Origin of the sequence: Thermonema sp. (assembly GCF_026003375.1) — a bacterium.
Lineage (GTDB): Bacteria > Bacteroidota > Bacteroidia > Cytophagales > Thermonemataceae > Thermonema > Thermonema rossianum.
Genome location: NZ_BPHD01000001.1, coordinates 840,803 through 859,432, shown reverse-complemented (window position 1 = coordinate 859,432; position 18,630 = coordinate 840,803). Strand labels below are relative to the sequence as shown.

Below are 18,630 nucleotides of genomic sequence, written 5' to 3'. Positions count from 1 at the left end.
AAAAACATGCATCATCACTTACAATCTACGAGAGAATATTCAATTTAGCGAAAAGCTGTGAAGTAGTAATCGAATTTTAATATATTGCTGTGGTCTATACAAAAAACAAGCCTAAGATATGAAAAAATGGATTGGGGTAGTGGCTGCTTTGTTGGCAGGCACTGCCGTTGCCTTGGGAGCTTTTGGGGCTCATGCACTGAAAGAAAGCCTGCTGCAGGCGGGCCGTTTCGATACCTATGAAACAGCCGTCCGTTATCAGTTCTACCATGCTTTGGCATTATTCATGTTATATGTAGCACAACGCCATTTACCATGGCGGCGCGTGCAGTGGGTGGCTGTTTGCTTTACGTTGGGCATTCTTTTGTTTAGTGGGTCCCTGTATGCCATCTGCTTCACCGGCATGACTACCTGGGGGGCTGTGGCGCCTTTGGGCGGATTGCTTTTCATGGCCGGCTGGCTTTTCCTGGCATTTACCGTATGGAAAAACTGAATAAATGATTCGCTATTAGTTAAAATCAGAATGATATGATACGCACACTTTCTTTTTGTTTTACCTTTTTGCTGGCAGCCTTATTGTCGTGTCAAAGCAGCCGGCACGCCAAAGGGCAGAGTCAAGCCTTGAACCAACCGAATATGAAAAACACCGTTCCGAAAGATTTCAGCATTACACTTACCGAAAACCAAGGCATGCTGCCCGTGTATTCTACCATCTTCATTTCTGCAAAAGAGTGCTATTTCGACGAATATGAGTACATGGTGCACCGCCGCACATCCTTTACCTTAAGCCCGGAACAGCTGGAACGCCTTTGGCAAACGCTGCAGGACAACGCTTTCGAGCACATCGAATCGGAAAAGCATAATATTGCCGACCGTGGTGGCGTCAGTGTGTTTGTGCAGCACAATGGCAAGAAAACCAAGCTTTACGACGTAGGAAGCTATATCTTGAAAGAGGAGTGGCGCAAACAATTCTATGAGATCGTAACGACGATTAAGGAGATGACGGACGCCGCCATGCAAGAAAAGAAGGTGACAGTGAAGCTGCGCATAGATGCTTCCATTACGACTACGCCTTATGTGTTGGGGGTGTTCGTTCGAGGGGGCGTGAACTACAACAGCGAAAAAGAGGGAAAAAAAGAAGTGCTGGAAATGAAGCTGTTGCCCGGCGAGCACATCCTTTCGGCTACCTTGCAGGAAAATACCGAGCCTGCTTATGCGCGAAAAACGGTGGCTCATGCCATGCTTAAGTTCAAGGTGGAACCGGGCGAAACGCAAACTTTTACACTGAAATACGAAAACGGAGCGCTAAAAGTGGAGTAGTGAAAAAGTTAAATGAAACAGTCAATATTACGTAACCAATTAATAGGGGGAGGCGTATGTACAGGCATGTATATCACCCTAAACAAATTTAGTATGTTTCGTTTCCTGCTTCTTCTTCTTTTGGTATCTGTTTTTGGTGCCAGTGCCCAAGGCCAAGTATTGGCATGGGGGCTAAACGACGATGGACAGTGTGACGTTCCTGTATCACTGTCAGACGCTAAGATTAGAATGGTATCTGCCGGAACCATACACTCGGCTGCTCTACTTGAAGACGGAACTGTGGTTGTTTGGGGCGGCAACAACGAAGGTCAACTGAACGTGCCCGAAGGACTTTCCAATGTAAAAAAAATAGCTTGTGGGGGATATTTTACCATTGCGCTTAAAGAAGACAGTTCTATAGTCGCTTGGGGACGTAATGGTAAGGAGGTAAACCAAGCCCCTACTTCTTTAACCGATATTGTGGATATAGCGGCCGGTGCTTTCTTTGGATTGGCATTGCGTGCCGATGGCTCATTGGTGGCTTGGGGAAGTAATGCAGAAGGGCAACTTGATATACCGGCAGATATTTCCAATGTAAAAAAAATAGCTTGTGGTGCACGTACAGCCATGGTGCTGTTGCAGGATGGTACAGTAAGGGCGTGGGGAGCAAATATTTCAGGACAAGCCGATGTACCTGCTGGCTTGAAAGATGTGATCGATATAGATGGTGGAGAAGATTTTTCAGTTGCTCTAAAGGAAGATGGCTCTTTGGTAGCATGGGGAAACACCGGTCAGGGACAGGCTTCCTTCCCGCCGTTGAGTGATGTGCAGGATGTGGAGGCAGGAGGTTTTTTTACCTTTGTCCTTAAAAAGGACGGCACGGTTGCAGTATATGGAGGCTTGGGTAAAGGTGAACCGGACATACCGCCCGCAGCTACCAATATCACTTCCATAGCAGGCGGGTATGCGCATTGTGTAGCTTTGAAAAATGGAGTTTTGACAACTGTCTCTGCCTCACAGAGTGAAATATCGGTGGTGTATCCTAACCCGGCGCAGTATGTTATTAAAGTAGAGAGTCGTCATAGAGTAGAGGAGGTGAAACTTATAGACATGAAAGGGGTAGAAGTATTGTCTATGCGTCCTCAAAGCTCTTTATTTGATATACCGGTGAAAAACTTACCCAAGGGGCAGTATATTCTTTTACTGCAAAATACCGAAGGGCAAAGCCGTCAGAAAGTATTGATAGAATAGTAAAAGGTTTGATGTAAACACAACGCCGGCCTATGTACGCAAGATTGTAGTCCATGCCATGCTTAAGTTCAAGGTGGAACCGCAAACTTTTACACTGAAATATGTCGGAGGTAGGTTGGTAGTGGAGTAAATTAAATACTTGAAGCGGTAATTAAAATCCGTGCAGCCGGTGCCGTATCGAGGTGCCGGCTTTTCCTTTTTGGCGGAGGCCGTATTCCGGGTACAGGGTCCCCATACGGGCTGTGCCCCCGCTTGTTGTTGAATGCATGAGCTGTGCCACCTGCCTTGCACAGGGGCAAATGTGTCGAAACGGAGGTGTTTTTGAGCGTTATTTCCTTTGAGTTTGAGTTTGCTTGTTGATTGTGAGATATTTAAGTATATTTTATGAAACAACAAAATGATGATACATACACTTTCTTTTTGTTTCATTCTTACAGCTGCTGTGTTGCTTTCATGCCAAGATAACGGGCATGCCCATGAGCAAGAAAAAGTGCCCCAAAACAGCTCCCCTTCCATGAATGTTGCTTTACCCCCGGATTTCAGTATTACACTCACCAAAAACGAAGGCATGTTGCCGGTGTATTCCACCCTTTTTATTTCGGCAGAAGCGTGTTTTTTCAAGGAAAAGGACCATCAGGTAGAGCGGCACACTCCCTTCAAGTTAAGCCCGGAGCAGCTGAATCGTATCTGGCAGACCCTGCAAGATAATGATTTTGAGCGTATAGAATCCGAAGAACAAAATGTTACCGATCGTGGAGGTATTAGCATATCCGTTCAGCATAACGGCAAAAATACGACTCTTGACAATTCGGGGATGCACGTATTGAAAGATAAGTGGAGAAAGCCATTTTATGAAATTGTTCGTGTCATCGAAGAGGTAAGCCGGGCAGCACTCCGGAAGAAAAAAGTGGATGTGCAAATCAATATTCATCCTTCAATTATATCCGGCCATGATTTGGAAGTGTTTGTTCGCGGAGGTGGGGTTTACAACAGCGAGAAAGAGGGCAAAAAAGGCAGTTTGGCTATGGACCTGCTGCCCGGAGATTATATGATGTCCGTTGTTTTGTATGAAAAAACGGTCCGGGCTCTTCAAGAAATACTTTGCTTCGTACTACGATGCCATTTAGTGTAGGCGAGGCGAAGGAGCAGACCTTCACGCTTAAATATGTAGATGGCAAGTTGCGGTTGGAGTAACCATCCACATGGAACGATACAAGCAACAGCAGCCGGTAGCGCGCGCCGGCTGTTTGATTTTCGAAAACAGACGTATCTTTGTAGAAAGCGCAAACAAAAGGGCAGCATGTCTATTCCCGAAGCCGTCATACAGCAGATACAAGAAACCGCCGACGTGGTCGAAGTCATACAGGACTATCTAAGTCTCAAGAAAAAAGGCAAAGATTACGTGGCTTTGTGTCCTTTTCATCACGAAAAAACGCCTTCTTTTACCGTATCGCCTGCCAAACAAATTTATAAGTGCTTCGGCTGTGGCAAAGGGGGCGATGCCATCTCTTTTGTCATGGAAATAGAAGGGCTGAGCTTCGTGGAAGCAGTCAAACGCTTGGCTGAACGCTATAAAATAGCCCTGCCCGAGATAGAAAAAGCCACCAAAGAAGAAATAGATGCTGCCGAAGAAGCACGGCGCCATAAAGAAAGCATACTGATTGCCCTGCGGTTTGCGCAACAGACCTACAGCCATTTCCTTTGGCAGACAGAAGAAGGGCAGGCAGTCGGCTTGTCTTATTTTAAACAGCGGGGGCTGCGCGAAGCCACCATTCGCAAGTTTGAATTGGGCTACGCCCCCGATGTTTGGGATGCCTTTACACAAACAGCCTTAAAAGCGGGCTATCAAGCGGCAATTCTGCAAGCAGCCGACCTGACGCACCGTTCCGACAAAAACCAAAACCTTTATGACCGCTTTCGCAACCGTGCGATGTTCCCCATTCATGACCTTTCCGGCAAGGTAATTGCCTTTGCCGGACGCACCTTCAGCACCGACAAGAAAACAGCCAAATACATTAATTCGTCCGATACGCCGGTTTATGACAAAAGCAAGGTGCTTTATGGGCTGCATCTTGCCAAGCAAAGCATACGCCAGCAAGACAAATGCTATATAGTAGAAGGCTATATGGACGTGATGAGCCTGCATCAGGCAGGCATTGAAAATGTAGTGGCTACCTCGGGCACCTCGCTTACCACAGAGCAGGTGCGTTTGCTGCGTCGCTTTACCGAAAACATCACCATCTTGTACGATGGTGACGAAGCCGGTATTAAAGCCGCTTTGCGGGGCATTGACTTGCTCTTGGAAGAAAACGTAAATGTGCGTTTGGTGTTGATGCCCCCCGGCGAAGACCCCGACAGCTACCTGCTGAAAGTGGGCGCTGCTGCTTTTGTGGACTACATCACTCAAAAAGAAGAGGACTTCCTGCATTTCAAAGCACGCCATTTGCTGCCCCCCGGCACCGAAGACCCTTTGGCGAAAACCAAAGCAGTGCGCGAGTTGGCTGCTTCCATCGCCCGCATTGGCGACCGCCTCAAAAGGCGTATGTACATACGGCAGCTCAGTCAGGAGCTGAACATAGAAGAAGAGTGGGTAGTCGATGAGGTCAATACCATTCTGTTTCGCGAAAAACGGGGCTTGCCCCTGCAGCGCGAAGCCGCCAAGCAAGTGCCCGAAGCAGCAGAGCCCGCTGCTACCGGAGCCCTTCCTTCTGCTCTTATCGATACGGCGCAGTACCGACAAGAGCGCGACCTGCTTTTCCTGCTGCTGTCTTTTGCCAAAGAGCAACTCGAAGACGAGCGCTTCTTTGCCGAATATGTGCTCGAAGAAATTGCCGACATAGACATTGAACATGAGCCCTTCAAAAGCATGCTCGACGAATTTTGCGCTGCTTTGGAACAAGGCGAAGTGCTCACCTTAGACCACTTTCTACATCACCCGCAAGAAACAATCAAGCAGGCAGCCATAGATATGCTTACTGCCTTGAGCGAGCCCTCGAAAGGGTGGGAGCGCTACGAAATATTTATAAAAAAACCGGAAGACACTTTCACCGACAACGCCTACAAAAACATTTTGCGTTTGAAGCATCGTTTTTTGAAAAAGAAAGAAAAGAAGCTGCTCGATGCCATGAAAGAAGCAGCCAAGGCGCAAGATATGGAGCAGCAAATGGTTTTGTTGAAGAAAATGCAGGAAAACAAAGCCCTGTTAAGCCATCTTTCCGATATCTTGAAAAATGTTACCGGTTGATGGAGCGGCTTGCTATGGGGCTGTTTTCCGCAGGCGTGCCATATAAAATCCGTCCCAGCCGTGATAAGAAGGCAAGAGCAGCTCTTCGGCTTCCAGTTCAAAATGCGGATTCAGCGCTAAAAAGTGCTCTATTTGCCGGCGGTTTTCCTCAGGAAACACACTGCAGGTAGCATACACCATCTTACCGCCTGTCTTAAGCATCTGTGGATACAGTTCCAGTATCTTTTGTTGTTTGGCTTTCACCTCATCGGCAAATGTTTGCGTGATGCGCCATTTGGCATCCGGGTTACGCCGCAGTACCCCCGAGCCGGTGCAGGGCACGTCCAGCAGCAGGCGGTCGGCACTGCCACGCAGGCGTTTGATGGTTTGATTATCGATAAGGCGTGTTTCTATGTTGAACACTTCATTGCGGCGGGCACGCTTGCGCAGCTCTTTTAGCTTCCACTCTTCCACATCCATGGCAATGATGTGCCCTTTGTTGCGCATGAGCGTAGCCAAGTGAAGTGTTTTGCCGCCGGCACCGGCGCAGGCATCAATGACCCGCATGCCCGCTTTCACTTCCAAAAAAGGCGCAATCAACTGCGAGCCGGCATCTTGCACCTCAAAAAGCCCTTCTTGAAAAGCTTTCGTGCGGAATATATTGCCGCGTTCCGTAAGCCTCAATGCCGAAGGCACCTCTTCTACAGGCTCAGTGGCGAAGCCTTCCTGCAGCAGGCGTTCCCGCAAGCCATGTATGTCGGTTTTGAGCGTATTGACCCGCAAATAAACATCGGCTTGAGTATGCATGGCTGCCAGTTCGCGCTGCCATCCTTCGCCCATTTGCCGGGTGCCGTACTGCCACAGCCAATCGGAAACGCTGTAGGCAATCGATGGGTGAGGGGGGCGGTCATAGCGCTCTTGTAGTTGAGTATAAGCAGGAATGTCGGTAAACAAATCCCACGAAGGCAACTCTTTTAAAAGCAATAAAAAATAGCCTGCTGCCAGGCGACGCAGGGCATCGGTATGTTGCTCTTGGGCGCCGTCTTCGGTGGGCATGCCCAAAGCGTAGCGCAAACGCTTGTGATTCCTGATGAGATTGTAGCTGTGTTCGGCTACAAAAGCCCGGTCGCGGGCGCCCCATCGCTTGTTTTGCTTGAATACACTTTCTATAGCTTTGTCGCTGTAGGCATGCTCTTGAAATACCTTTTGAAGCACCTCTATGATGCCCTCGATGAGATTTCTGTGCAGTTTCACCGGATAATTTTGTTTACCTTTGGCAAAGGTAAGCATTGAAACAAGAATGGAAAAAAGCTATGCTCTCATTACAGGTGCCAGCCAAGGAATAGGACTTGCCATTGCCCATGAGTTGGCAGCGCGTGGCGTATCGCTTCTGCTGGTCGCCTTACCCGATGTGCATCTTGAACAAAGTTGTGCCGAACTGCAACGCAAGTATCCTCACATAGACGTGCAAGCCTTGCCCGCTGACCTTACCCGTGAGGAAGATATCAGAGCGGTGGCAGAACGCTGTTACCGGGAACAGTGGCGCTTGCGTTATCTTATAAACAATGCGGGTATGGGCTTTACCGGACCCTATGAGTCTTACAGTTATGAGTTTTACGAAAAGGTGCTGCATTTGAATGTGATGGCAACGGCACGCCTGACGCGCTTGCTGCTGCCTTTGCTGCGTGACCATACGCCCGCTTACATTCTGAACATGGCGAGCATGGCCGCTTATTTTCAAATGCCCTATAAAGTACTTTATTCCTCTTCCAAGGCTTTTGTCTATCATTTCTCTTTGGCATTGCGCGAAGAGCTGCGGGGCAGTGGCGTATCGGTCACGGTGGTTTGCCCCGGCGGAGTGCTTACCAACCCCGACGTGCGCCGGACTATTGAACGCCTGGGACGCTTAGGGGTAGCCTTTTCACTTGAGTCGCAGCAGGTGGCGCGCAGCGCCGTGCGTGCTATGTTGCAAGGCAAAAGCGAGCATGTCCCGGGCTTCTGGGTAGCGATGTATGCACGTTTGCGCCATCTGTTTCCCAAGGGATGGATACGCCGGGCATTGGGGTGGGTGTTCAGAAGGAAGTTTGCCGAAAAAACGTACAAAAGGGCATGAAAAAGGTTTTCAAAAAAATTCCGTTGTGGCTGATTGTTGTGCTCGTCTTTCTGCTTTTGCGCTTCACCGGGGCGTTCCCCGAAGTGATGGGCAGCATGCAGCGGGTACTTTTATGGACAGGTCTGTTCAATGCCCGTCCGCAAGCAGCAGCTTCGGCGCCCCGCTTGCAAGAGCATTGGTTACTGGAAGACCTTGACGGCAAACGCATCGACATACAAGACCTGCGGGGCAAGGTGGTGGTCATTAACTTATGGGCTACCTGGTGCCCCCCCTGTGTGGCAGAGCTGCCAAGTTTACGCAATCTGCAGGCACGCATCGAAGCAGAAGGCAAAGACAATATCCGCCTTTTGCTGGTCAATGTGGAAGGCACCGGTGAGCGTGAAAAGGTGCTGCGCTTTGCCACACGGAAAGGCATAACATCCGCTACTTATTTCCCGCTTTCGCCCGAGCCACCCTTGTTGCACTCAAAAGCCATCCCCGCCACTTTTGTGCTGTCGCCTTCGGGACAGGTGGTTTACCGGAAAAAAGGAATGGCAAATTACGACACACAGGCTTTTTGGGCGTTTTTGCAGTCGCTGCAATAAGCTTCCATGGGCTAAACGCCTGCTTGTTTTACGAACATTCCCGCTTGGCAATGCTTTTCAATCAAAACATCCTCCGGTAGAGGAGTGTTTTGGCTTTGTTTGGTGAAAAAAATTAAAAAACCAAACTTTATTACAATTAAAATCCTTTTGTATATTTACACCTCACGACCGCTTACTTTATATAAACGCTTGTTTTTAAAGCTTAAAATGGAAACAAAATGAAAAATACCTTTCTGCTACTATTGCTATTTTTTGCTTTTATTACTTGTAGCGAAGAAGCCATGGCGCAGAGCTATGGCGTGAGAGTAGAGGCTCCCCGCGCCTTGGTGCGTCCTTCGGAAGAAATTATCAGCTGGACTACGCGGGGCGAAAAACTGAAAAAAGTAGAGCTCTGGTTGGAAGATGCCAACAGGCAGAAAATAGAAGACTTGCCTCTGGAAGGCACCAAAAAGCTTTTTTTCGATGGGAAAAACGGGTACTACATTGCATTGCGAGCCGGCAAACAAGTGTTCAAGCGCTATGGTATTCAGCCGCGTTTGATAGACACTACCGAGCAAGCTTTGCAAGTGGAAAAGCAAGTATTGGTAGAAGGCGAAGAATTGCGTTATCAATGGTATCAACCCTATTTTCGCCGCTGCCGCTTGTTTTTGGGCGATTCCGTGATGATTGCCAACGAGCTGCCCAACTCTTACCGCAACCAATTGAAACTGCCGGCCGGTGCTTACACACTGCGCCTCGAGTGCTGGAACGACGACTACCCTCATCATAAGCTGGTGAGTACGGTGTCCGTGCGTGTGTTGCGTGAACCTTCTTTTTCCGTAGAACCCGTGTATTTACATTCACCGCTCGATTCGCTCAACCGGCCTTATGTTGCCCGTTGGGAAGTAGATAGCAGCTTGGAGGTCAACCTGTACCGTGTCAACGAACGACTCAACTATGGATATGTGCGTGCCGGCATGCCACACAACGATACTACCCGCTTGGCAAGCCATTTGCCTGCGGTGGGCAGCATTCCGCTCGACACCCCTTCGAAGCACCAGGTGATTTATTACATGCTCGAAACCCGTATCCCTTCCATGCAGTATGCTCATTACCTGTATGCCAAAGGCGAAGTGGTGCAGACCTACAAGGACACTACCAAGGCTTGGTCATTCAAGGTATCAATCAATGGGCAGGCCGTTGAAAAGAAGGCAAACATAGAAGCCTTCAGTGGCGACGTGGTGCGCATTGAGTGGCAGTCGAAGGGCTACGTCCGGGCAGCCTTTTTTGACCCCGGATGGAATGCCATAGAGCCTAAAATGCCCGCCAAAGGACGCTATACTTTCATTCCCACCGAATCGGGCATTTATCATTTTGTTTTTTACGATGAAGAAAAAAAAGCTACCGGAATCCCGCTGTTGCGCGTGCAAAAACCATTGGCAACCGGTGGTGTGGTGAAAATAGAAGAGCTGCCCAAGCAGCACCGCCTGCATTTTCAAATTATAGAAACCGACAAAAGCCGCTATCCCGAACAAATTTCTTTTAAGGTAGTAGTAACCGATTCCGTAGGGCGCTTTGTAAGCGGTTTGGATGCCGTGCCCGGAAAATACTTCAAGAAGGTAATAGAAGAATGGCAGGGCAAGCCGGCTGAGTACAGCATCCTGTCGGTAAAGGAAGTAGAAGAAGACCTGCTGCGCCCTAAAGTGTTCGTAACGGTTGCCGACTATAGCGGTTCCATGTATGGGCAGCCCATTATTGTACAAGAGCAGGCAATTAAGGCTTTTATAGAAGCCAAGCTGGATGCGGACTACCTTGGCTTTGTGCAGTTCGACGACCGTCTGCGACGCACGACCCATATCACGCAAAGCCGGGACACCATAGCCGGTACTTACCGCTTTGCGGGACTCAAAGAGTTTGGCGGAAATACCGCCCTTTACGCAGCCATAGATGAAGCGGTGAAGATGCTTGAAGAGATGCCCGGAAAAGACAAGTACGAAAAATACATCGTACTCTTAACCGACGGCTACGAAAACAGCTCTTTTGCTTATTGGCGCACCCATGCTTTCGACCTCAAGCAGTTGGCTATTCATGCCGGGAAGGCAGGCGTGAAGCTGCTGATTTTCCCGATTGGGGAGGGCGTGAACTTTTTTACACTTTCCCGCCTTGCCGAATTGCTGGATGGCTTGTTTTTTCCCGTCGTGAACCGCTACGAACAGCTGAAGGAGGTGTACCGGAACGTGCCGCGTCTGCTGCGCCGCTATTACCTGGTGTCTTTCAAACCACTGCGTAAAGACGACTGGCGCGAGTTTCAGCTCGAGGTGTGGAACCAAGTGAATACCCAAAGACTACGCCGCAGCGTGGCTACTATCCCCTTGGACCAACTGCCCAAACTCGATGACTTCCGGGCGCAGGAGCAAGAATTCGTGCCCTCTGAATCGAAGACTGCCCATTTGTTTAATGGCAAGCAGGTGATTGTGCCGCCACAAGTCATCGTGCATTTCGATTACAATTCAAGTAAATTGTTGCCTCAGGCACTGCCCGCACTCGACAGTTATGCGGAGTTTATGAAAAAAGATCCGTTGGTGGTTGCGGAGTTGTATGGCTACACCGACCTGAAAGGCGACGATGAGCAGCAAATCAAACTAAGCGAGCAACGTGCCAAGGCCGTTTTTGATTATCTTGTGAAAAAAGGCATTCAAGCCGAACGCATTCGGTACAAAGGCTTTGGCAAAGCACACCCCGTGTGGAAGGAAGAAAAAGAGCCATGGCAGGCAGCGGAAAACCGCCGTGTGGAAATTGTGTTGCTGCGTTGATGGCATTGGCCGGCAGCAATCAAATGCCGAAAAAACGCTCGATGAAATTCTAAAATTCCAAAATTTACCGTTGCTTTGTAGCGTCAAAGCAAACAACAAACCGGTTTTATGGCAAAAGCAAACATACAAACACCCGTATTGAATTACTCAAAGGAAGGCTTCGATAAACCGCTGTTGGTGGAGTTGTACAAACGCCTGCTGAAACCCCGCATGATTGAGGAGAAAATGCTGCTTTTACTGCGGCAGGGCAAATTGTCAAAGTGGTTTTCGGGCATTGGGCAAGAAGCCATTGCCGTGGGGGTGGCTTCGGCGCTGCACGACGATGAGTTCATACTGCCCATGCACCGCAATTTGGGCGTATTTACCACCCGTCAAGTGCCTTTGCAACGCTTGTTTGAACAGTTTCAGGGCAAGGCGGGCGGCTTCACCAAAGGGCGCGACCGCTCTTTCCACTTCGGAAGCATCGAGCACCATATCGTGGGCATGATTTCACATCTGGGACCGCAACTCTCAGTGGCAGATGGCATTGCTTTGGCAACTAAATTGAGCAAGGAAGGCAAGGTAACGGTTGCTTTTACCGGTGAAGGGGCTACAAGCGAAGGCGAATTTCATGAAGCCCTCAATGTGGCAGCCGTGTGGGACCTGCCCGTAATTTTCGTCATTGAAAACAACGGCTATGGACTTTCCACGCCCGTCAACGAGCAATACCGCTGCGAGCGCCTTGCCGACCGCGGCATAGGTTACGGTATGGAAGCCGTGCAAATCGAAGGCAACAATATACTGGAAGTGTACCGCACCATACGCCACTATGCCGAAGAAATACGCCAGAACCCACGCCCGGTGCTCATAGAAGCCATGACTTTCCGCATGCGGGGACATGAAGAAGCTTCCGGTACCAAATACGTACCCAAAGAGCTCATGGAAGCATGGGCTCAACGCGACCCCGTGCTCAACTATGAAGCTTGGTTGCTCGAAGAAAAGCTCATCACACAAGAAGAAGTGCAGACTATCCGCAAAGCAATCAAGAAAGAAATAGACGACGCATGGAAAAAAGCCGATGCGGCACCCTATCCCGAAGCATCGGTAGAGCGTGAGTTGGCAGATGTTTATGCGCCTTTTCAACAAGAAGTAATAAAGCCAAGAAGCGAAGCCAAGAGCCGCCGCCGCTTTGTAGATGCCATTTCCGACGCCCTGCGTCAAAGCATGGAGCGTTACCCCAATCTCGTGCTCATGGGGCAGGATATTGCCGAATACGGGGGCGTGTTTAAAATCACCGAAGGTTTTGTGGAGCAATTTGGCAAAGAACGCGTGCGCAATACGCCCCTTTGTGAGTCGGCCATTGTAGGCGCCGGCTTAGGTCTTTCTATCAAGGGCTACAAAGCCATGGTGGAAATGCAATTTGGCGATTTTGTTACTTGTGCCTTTAACCAAATCGTAAACAACCTGGCAAAACTGCACTACCGCTGGGGACAAAACGCCGACGTGGTGGTGCGCATGCCCACCGGTGCCAACACGCAGGCAGGTCCTTACCACTCGCAATCCACCGAAGCATGGTTTTTCCATACCCCCGGCCTGAAAGTCGTTTATCCTTCCACGCCTTATGATGCCAAAGGATTGCTGAATGCCGCCATCGAAGACCCTAATCCCGTCATGTACTTCGAGCATAAGTATCTTTACCGCTCGTTGGCAGAAGACATTCCCGACGATTACTACACCGTGGAAATAGGCAAGGCGCGCACCGTGCAAAGTGGCGACGATATTACCATTATTACCTATGGTTTGTGTGTGCACTGGGCGGTGGAAATCATGCAGCAGATAGAAGGAGCCACGGCCGAAATCCTTGACTTGCGTACCCTGCTGCCTTGGGATAAAGAAGCGGTGGCGGCTGCCGTACGCAAAACCGGCAAGGTGCTTGTTGCCCACGAAGACTGCCTGACCGGCGGAATTGGCGCAGAAATTGCAGCATGGATAACCGAGCACTGTTTCGAGTCTTTGGATGCCCCCGTTATGCGTGTGGGAGCACTCGACACACCGGTGCCCTTTGTGAAACCCTTAGAGCAACAGTTCCTGCCTTATTCCCGTATGAAAGAAAAAATACAAGAACTGATTGCCTACTAAAAAAAAGACAGTCCCTGTGAAATGGTTGATACGAAACTTATGGAGCGCATGTGCAGGTCTTTGCTGCCTCTTGTTGTTGATGGCCTGCAACAAACGCCTGCAGTGCGCTACCTATCGTGAGGTGGAGACGGTCAGTGTGGCTGAGGGCGACTATGACCCCACTGCCAATGGTTACATACGAGTGAAGCGCAGCACGGCTACCAACTTGGTGAAAAAGAAAAAGCTGTCAAAAAAGAAAGCCAAGCGTAGCCGGCAAATGCAAACGGATAAGGATTTTAAGAAAGATCCGAGCTTGTTTTACGATAAGAAAGACAAGAATGTAAAACGGCAAAAAGTAAAAAGTAAGAAAACCAAAGAGGAGGATTGTGTTGACCCACCCTGTCCACAAGGAAGAAAGTAGAGTATGAAGTCATTGCTAAGCATTTTATACGTTTGTTGTTGCTTGTTGTTTTTGCCCGCCACCGGGCTGCATGCTCAAAAGTTGTCGAAAAAAGACAAAGAGCCCAAGAAACGCACGCAACAAGAATATGGGCCTTTTAAGGGCAGCAAATGGCGTGGCGATCGGGAGCCGCACCGCATGGCGCCTCCTGCTATGATTTCGCAATTCCGTGGACCGGTGGGCGTCATTCTCAAAGAAGGCGATGAACAAGACCTCACCACCAAATACCCACAGCGCATCCCTTATCGTGTGTTGAAGAAAATACGCCAACGGGCCGCCGCATCAAGCAAGGCAAGAGCGAACTACCGGGGCACCATCAAGCGAAACTATGCCTTTGAGCGTAGCCGCCTGCGCAACAACCGCCGCATGGCTGCCTATCGAGGCACTATCAAGCTGTCCGGCAAGCTGGAACGTTTCCGCCAAAGCAACCGCCGCGCGATGGCAAGCTATCGCGGAACTATTAAAGTGAAGCGCAATCGTGCCAAGTCCTATGCCGACCGCTACACGGGAACACCCAAGAGCGCTACTTTGAGCCGCTATCGCGATCCACGTTATACACGCAAGGGACGCTTGCTGCTGCCGTGGCAGCGCAAAGGGTTGCCCAACTGGCAGCGTGAAAAGCCACCTAAGCTGCGCTATGACCGCAAGGAAAATAAAATATGGGCGAAGCCGCGGCCTATGCCGGAAGCCAAGCCCAAAGAGCAACGCTCTGCGCCACAAGACGGCGGCGAGTAAAACCAAAGCCCGTTCCGGCCCGGACGGGCTTTATTCGTCTCCATTCGCCTTGTTGCCTGTTTGCTTTTGTTGTCTTTCCCTTCACTTTCTTTTAGCTCTTTTTTTAACCTACTTCTTGACGTTTCGAGCGTAGGCGAGGAATCTCTTTTGCTTCTTATGGCTTGCTTTGATGAGATTTCTCACCTCACTACGTTCGGTTCGAAATGACACTCTACGCTTTGCTCGTTCGAAATGACAGGCTGTGTGAACTTCCGGAATGGCATGCAACAAGCTTGTAAAAAAGCCTTTTGCATGCCCGGTTTATGCTTATTGCGATTGAGTTTTATGTTTCACGCAAAAGCATGATAGCCATGACGACAAAGCACACACACGAGTCTGTCAGCGTTGTTGACCAAGAGACTGCGAACGATCTGCCTACGCTGCAACCTGCATCATGGCGTGCCCGTTTATTGGGACGCATCATTGATTATTTGGTTTCGTTTTTTTTTAGCCATTTTCCTCACTCCATTGCTTGGATTAAATGACTTTGTAAGGCACGGCGGGGGGAGCATGCTCGTGCATCTCATCTGTCTTATTTACGTATGGTTAAGCGAGTATTTCTTTCAACGTACCATAGGCAAAAAACTGATGGGGACAGTGGTGGTAGATGCCCGGACTGGTGGACGCATCTCCTTCCTTAGGGCATTGGGGCGCACTTTGGCACGCTTGATACCCTTTGATGCGCTTACTTTTCTGTCTGAGCATCCACGTGGTTGGCACGATTCACTGTCTCGCACCATAGTACTGAGGGCAGAGGATGCGGAACGCTACCGTAAGTTAAAGCAGCAATAGAAGAGAGAGTGAAGCCGTAGGGAAGAAAAAACCTTGCGGCTTTTTTTATTTGCTTTGGCCTTTGGTTCAATTTTGATTAAATTGTAGTTTAATCAAGCATGGATTTTGTAGCGTGATATTTTAATTTCCTGACTTTAAACATATCAGCCCATGAAACGCCTATCTCGTCTTTGGGGGCACTTTTTGTAGCAGGCTGCTTGCTTTCTTGTGACCCCATGCTTTTCGATACTTTCGAGCGTGTTACTAAAATAGTTACTCTTGAGCCACGCCAACAGGCAGACTCGATAGAGCTGCGAGGGCAATTCGTAGATGTAAGCCCCCGGGATGAAGGACGCTCTTATGGCTTCTATTATGTTATTAAAGACGCAACAGGCAGCATTGTTTTCGAAGATACTACCATTGTCGATAGTGTAAGACTGGGTGAAGTAGGGGGCGGTTTTGAGTTTCGTCACAGCGTGAGCTTACCCTCGGGCGGGCGGATCGAATACGCGGCTGCTGTTGATCAAGCTAATTATTTGCTTATTGCCGAAGTGCAAGCCTATGAAGTGCAACCCGACAAAACACCGGCTCTTTACATTCAGTCGGTAAGTAATATCACCCATAATGATGCCCGCATCATAGGGATAGTGGAGCGCCCCCCGGTCGATGGTTTGGATGTAACTGCCGTCGGGCTGGAAATCAAAGCACCGGATGGCAGTGTGGCTTCCTTTGAAGACCCGGGGACAATTTCAACTTATCCGCTCATACTGGAAGACGAATATTCTACTTTGCAGGCAAACTACGGCATGCCTGCTTTGGTGCCCGATACAGAATATACTTTGGTGTTGCTGGCACGGCTGAGTGACAACTCCTTGCGTCGTAGTGCAGAAGTGCGTTTTCGTACTTTGCCTGCCCCGCCCGCCCCTTAAACTTAAGTAAGACAATCATTGCTTTATGAAACAAAGAGTAAAAAAGAGAAATCCTATGGTGCGTGTATTGAGGCAAATGGTATATGGCTTTGTGTTTTTGATAGTCGCAGGCGTTGCTGCCCGGGCGCAGATCGTAGAGCGTGAATGGCTGCAGATATTTGCCAATGCCGCCGGCGATGAAGTGATTTACGATGTGGCATTCACTGCTTCCGGCGACATAATTGCGGTAGGGAAAAAGGCAGTTTCAGGAGCAGGTACAGATATATTGGTAAGAAAATTGAGCGGGACAGATGGGAGTTTGGTAAGGGAGTATATTGCAACTGGCTCATCGTCTGATTACGCAACGGCGGTGGCCATTGCCCCGGATGGAAGCATACTGGTAGTGGGAACGACCTCAGGTGGTGCGGATTTCGGCGGAGGGTCCTCAACAGATGCAGGTGGTTTTATTCTTAAATTAAACGCAGACCTCTCTTATGGAAACGTGAAAATTATAAAACCCGTCCCAGGCGGGACAGTCGAATTAAATGATATTCAACTTACATCATCTGGTTTTTATGTAGGCGGCATTTCACTGAATAATAATCACTTTGATTGGAACGGTTCTACACCTTTGACTCCTACTACTACAGGAACACTTGCTTTTGTAGCAAAAGGGCAATTGAGTGATATGAGCTATCAAGGGCATATAATAATAGCCGACCCGGGGACAGGCAATGTGGTTTACTTGCGGACACTGTCAACGGACAATGCGGGTAATGTGTATGCGGCGGGTTATTTTAACGGTTCTTCTGTTTCTTTTGGTGGTATTACTTTATCGTCTGCTCTATTGGGCGGTTCAAGTGGTTGGGTGGCAAAAATAGACTTTTCGGCTACTCCTTACGTTGCCTGGGTGGGTAGCTTTGGTGGCGATATATCGTCTGGTAACACAGGAGGATATGGTTATGCCCTCGCCTGGGATGCTTTTCGGAACATATTATGGTTGGGTGGCAGGGTAGCAGGTAGTAATATAGATATAGACCCCGGGACAGGACAGACAAATATTACTGCATCGTATGAGGCGGGGGTGCTGCTGCCCTTGGACCCCTCTTCCGGTGCTTTAGATACTTCTATCCCATATTATGGATTGGACAGGAATGACGGTGGGGCGCCAGATAGTGAATTTATAACCAACATTACCATAGGAGCAAACGGAGAAATATATGTGGCAGGTTATTATCATGATGCTAATCCTGACTTTGACCCTTCTTCTACTGATTTTTACAATCCTTATCCTACTGATTCAGACGGGGCTTTTCTGGCAGAAATCTACGAGGATGGTAATTCACTTCGCATGCTCTATGCCCGCTGTTTTATCGGTGGCGACAATTATGCGTGGACACTTGCCCTTGCCCAACAAAACGATAAAGTAGTGTTTGCCGGAGGCTTTTATAGTACCGTCGATTTCGACCCCACTCTTTCAGGCACCTACAATCACACATCGGCAAGTGGTGCCGATGCTTTTGTATATCTGCAAAAGCCACTGGCTCGCTATGACTTTACCATCAGTGACGGTATCACTGCCAATCCCATAGCGGGTGCCGAGGTGAACATAGAGACCGAAACGGTGACTACCTCTGCCTCGGGCGTGGCTACTTTTGCCCTGCCGGCAGGCACTTTCAATTATGTAGTTTCCGGACCCGCCTCTTCCAGCTACATTCCTTATTTCAGTGCACTTACAGTGTCTGCGGTGTCGAACGCGCCCAATTATGAAGCAATCACTTTATGCCCGCTTGAAACGCCTTCCTTTGAGATATATGTGGTGAGTCCCAATGTGGTTGCCGAGGTCGAAATCTATGCATCAAGCCCTTCTTGTGACTATACGGCTACCGAATACGAGGTGGAGCTAAGTGAAACATTGGACTTTGCCGCCGTTCAGACAATCGTGGCACCCAATAACCCTGCTGCCGACCCCACCATCGCATCGCTTTCGCCTTTATCGTTGTTGCCCAAAAAGCAGTATTATGTGCGTGTAAAAGCCAAAAATACGGCAGAGGGCAAAGAAAGTAATTATGCCCCGCCAAGGGCATTTGTATATACCGAAAAACCCACGGCTACCGAGCCGGCGCGTTTTGTTCGCATTTTTCCGGTTCCTGCTCATGATTATCTGCAAATAGAGCTGCTACGTCCGGCACAGCAGCTGCGCGTCTATGATATAACCGGCAGAGAGTGGGCAAGCCGTAAGTCATGGAGCGCAACGCCGCTAACAATAGATATGCAGCCATTGCCGCAAGGTGTCTATTTTGTAGAGGTGATTTTTGAAGACCTGCCCCCCCTTGTACAAAAGGTGGTGAAGTGGTAAGC

16 protein-coding genes are annotated in these 18,630 nt (G+C 49.2%); 15 read left to right on the top strand and 1 reads right to left on the bottom strand.

Features of this window, described 5'->3' with window-relative positions; genetic code table 11:
* Positions 1-118 precede the first annotated feature (118 nt).
* From QVE43_RS03640 to dnaG, 5 genes are all read left to right on the top strand, one after another.
* On the top strand, positions 119-490 hold the full coding sequence (locus QVE43_RS03640) for a DUF423 domain-containing protein (RefSeq protein WP_038032947.1): 372 nt from the start codon (positions 119-121) through the stop codon (positions 488-490).
* 35 nt (positions 491-525) lie between these two features.
* Positions 526-1,317, top strand: a complete 792-nt coding sequence (locus QVE43_RS03635) for a hypothetical protein (protein WP_288004367.1) — start codon at positions 526-528, stop codon at positions 1,315-1,317.
* A gap of 93 nt (positions 1,318-1,410) precedes the next feature.
* Entirely contained in the window at positions 1,411-2,547 is a 1,137-nt protein-coding gene (locus tag QVE43_RS03630; protein ID WP_288004365.1) for a T9SS type A sorting domain-containing protein, read from the top strand.
* Positions 2,548-2,947: 400 nt separating this feature from the next.
* Positions 2,948-3,679 (top strand): hypothetical protein, encoded by a 732-nt coding sequence (locus QVE43_RS03625; RefSeq protein WP_288004363.1) that lies wholly within the window; start codon positions 2,948-2,950, stop codon positions 3,677-3,679.
* A 168-nt stretch (positions 3,680-3,847) separates the two neighbouring features.
* The gene (dnaG, locus tag QVE43_RS03620; protein ID WP_288004361.1) at positions 3,848-5,791 is read left to right on the top strand and encodes a DNA primase; all 1,944 of its coding nucleotides are present in this window, start codon (positions 3,848-3,850) and stop codon (positions 5,789-5,791) included.
* 12 nt (positions 5,792-5,803) lie between these two features.
* Here the strand turns inward: dnaG and QVE43_RS03615 are convergent, their stop codons facing one another.
* Positions 5,804-7,024: an RsmB/NOP family class I SAM-dependent RNA methyltransferase gene (locus QVE43_RS03615; protein ID WP_288004360.1), complete on the bottom strand. Its 1,221-nt coding sequence runs from the start codon at positions 7,022-7,024 to the stop codon at positions 5,804-5,806.
* Between the two features lie 46 nt (positions 7,025-7,070).
* Here QVE43_RS03615 and QVE43_RS03610 point away from each other — a divergent pair, with 46 nt between their 5' ends.
* From QVE43_RS03610 to QVE43_RS03565, 10 genes are all read left to right on the top strand, one after another.
* Positions 7,071-7,883 carry an SDR family oxidoreductase gene (locus QVE43_RS03610; RefSeq protein ID WP_288004358.1) on the top strand — a complete coding sequence of 271 codons (813 nt, stop codon included), beginning with the start codon at positions 7,071-7,073 and terminating at the stop codon, positions 7,881-7,883.
* Complete coding sequence (locus QVE43_RS03605; protein ID WP_288004356.1) at positions 7,880-8,467, top strand: TlpA disulfide reductase family protein; 588 nt, start codon at positions 7,880-7,882, stop codon at positions 8,465-8,467. Before QVE43_RS03610 ends, QVE43_RS03605 begins: the two co-directional genes overlap by 4 nt.
* A gap of 218 nt (positions 8,468-8,685) precedes the next feature.
* Complete coding sequence (locus QVE43_RS03600; protein WP_288004354.1) at positions 8,686-11,259, top strand: OmpA family protein; 2,574 nt, start codon at positions 8,686-8,688, stop codon at positions 11,257-11,259.
* A 108-nt stretch (positions 11,260-11,367) separates the two neighbouring features.
* Complete coding sequence (locus QVE43_RS03595; protein WP_288004352.1) at positions 11,368-13,377, top strand: dehydrogenase E1 component subunit alpha/beta; 2,010 nt, start codon at positions 11,368-11,370, stop codon at positions 13,375-13,377.
* Between the two features lie 16 nt (positions 13,378-13,393).
* The gene (locus tag QVE43_RS03590; protein WP_157630173.1) at positions 13,394-13,777 is read left to right on the top strand and encodes a DUF3221 domain-containing protein; all 384 of its coding nucleotides are present in this window, start codon (positions 13,394-13,396) and stop codon (positions 13,775-13,777) included.
* A 3-nt stretch (positions 13,778-13,780) separates the two neighbouring features.
* Entirely contained in the window at positions 13,781-14,551 is a 771-nt protein-coding gene (locus QVE43_RS03585) for a hypothetical protein (protein ID WP_288004350.1), read from the top strand.
* Between the two features lie 350 nt (positions 14,552-14,901).
* On the top strand, positions 14,902-15,075 hold the full coding sequence (locus tag QVE43_RS03580; RefSeq protein WP_288004348.1) for a hypothetical protein: 174 nt from the start codon (positions 14,902-14,904) through the stop codon (positions 15,073-15,075).
* A gap of 25 nt (positions 15,076-15,100) precedes the next feature.
* On the top strand, positions 15,101-15,382 hold the full coding sequence (locus QVE43_RS03575) for an RDD family protein (protein ID WP_288004346.1): 282 nt from the start codon (positions 15,101-15,103) through the stop codon (positions 15,380-15,382).
* Positions 15,383-15,552: 170 nt separating this feature from the next.
* Positions 15,553-16,290, top strand: coding sequence for a hypothetical protein (locus QVE43_RS03570; protein WP_288004344.1), 738 nt, complete (start codon positions 15,553-15,555; stop codon positions 16,288-16,290).
* A gap of 25 nt (positions 16,291-16,315) precedes the next feature.
* Positions 16,316-18,628, top strand: a complete 2,313-nt coding sequence (locus QVE43_RS03565; protein ID WP_288004342.1) for a T9SS type A sorting domain-containing protein — start codon at positions 16,316-16,318, stop codon at positions 18,626-18,628.
* Positions 18,629-18,630: the final 2 nt, after the last annotated feature.

Coding starts and splice junctions, on each gene's coding strand:
- QVE43_RS03640 (WP_038032947.1), top strand. CDS start 119: ATGAAAAAATGGATTGGGGTAGTGGCTGCTTTGTTGGCAGGCACTGCC.
- QVE43_RS03635 (WP_288004367.1), top strand. CDS start 526: ATGATACGCACACTTTCTTTTTGTTTTACCTTTTTGCTGGCAGCCTTA.
- QVE43_RS03630 (WP_288004365.1), top strand. CDS start 1,411: ATGTTTCGTTTCCTGCTTCTTCTTCTTTTGGTATCTGTTTTTGGTGCC.
- QVE43_RS03625 (WP_288004363.1), top strand. CDS start 2,948: ATGATACATACACTTTCTTTTTGTTTCATTCTTACAGCTGCTGTGTTG.
- dnaG (WP_288004361.1), top strand. CDS start 3,848: ATGTCTATTCCCGAAGCCGTCATACAGCAGATACAAGAAACCGCCGAC.
- QVE43_RS03610 (WP_288004358.1), top strand. CDS start 7,071: ATGGAAAAAAGCTATGCTCTCATTACAGGTGCCAGCCAAGGAATAGGA.
- QVE43_RS03605 (WP_288004356.1), top strand. CDS start 7,880: ATGAAAAAGGTTTTCAAAAAAATTCCGTTGTGGCTGATTGTTGTGCTC.
- QVE43_RS03600 (WP_288004354.1), top strand. CDS start 8,686: ATGAAAAATACCTTTCTGCTACTATTGCTATTTTTTGCTTTTATTACT.
- QVE43_RS03595 (WP_288004352.1), top strand. CDS start 11,368: ATGGCAAAAGCAAACATACAAACACCCGTATTGAATTACTCAAAGGAA.
- QVE43_RS03585 (WP_288004350.1), top strand. CDS start 13,781: ATGAAGTCATTGCTAAGCATTTTATACGTTTGTTGTTGCTTGTTGTTT.
- QVE43_RS03580 (WP_288004348.1), top strand. CDS start 14,902: ATGACGACAAAGCACACACACGAGTCTGTCAGCGTTGTTGACCAAGAG.
- QVE43_RS03575 (WP_288004346.1), top strand. CDS start 15,101: ATGCTCGTGCATCTCATCTGTCTTATTTACGTATGGTTAAGCGAGTAT.
- QVE43_RS03565 (WP_288004342.1), top strand. CDS start 16,316: ATGAAACAAAGAGTAAAAAAGAGAAATCCTATGGTGCGTGTATTGAGG.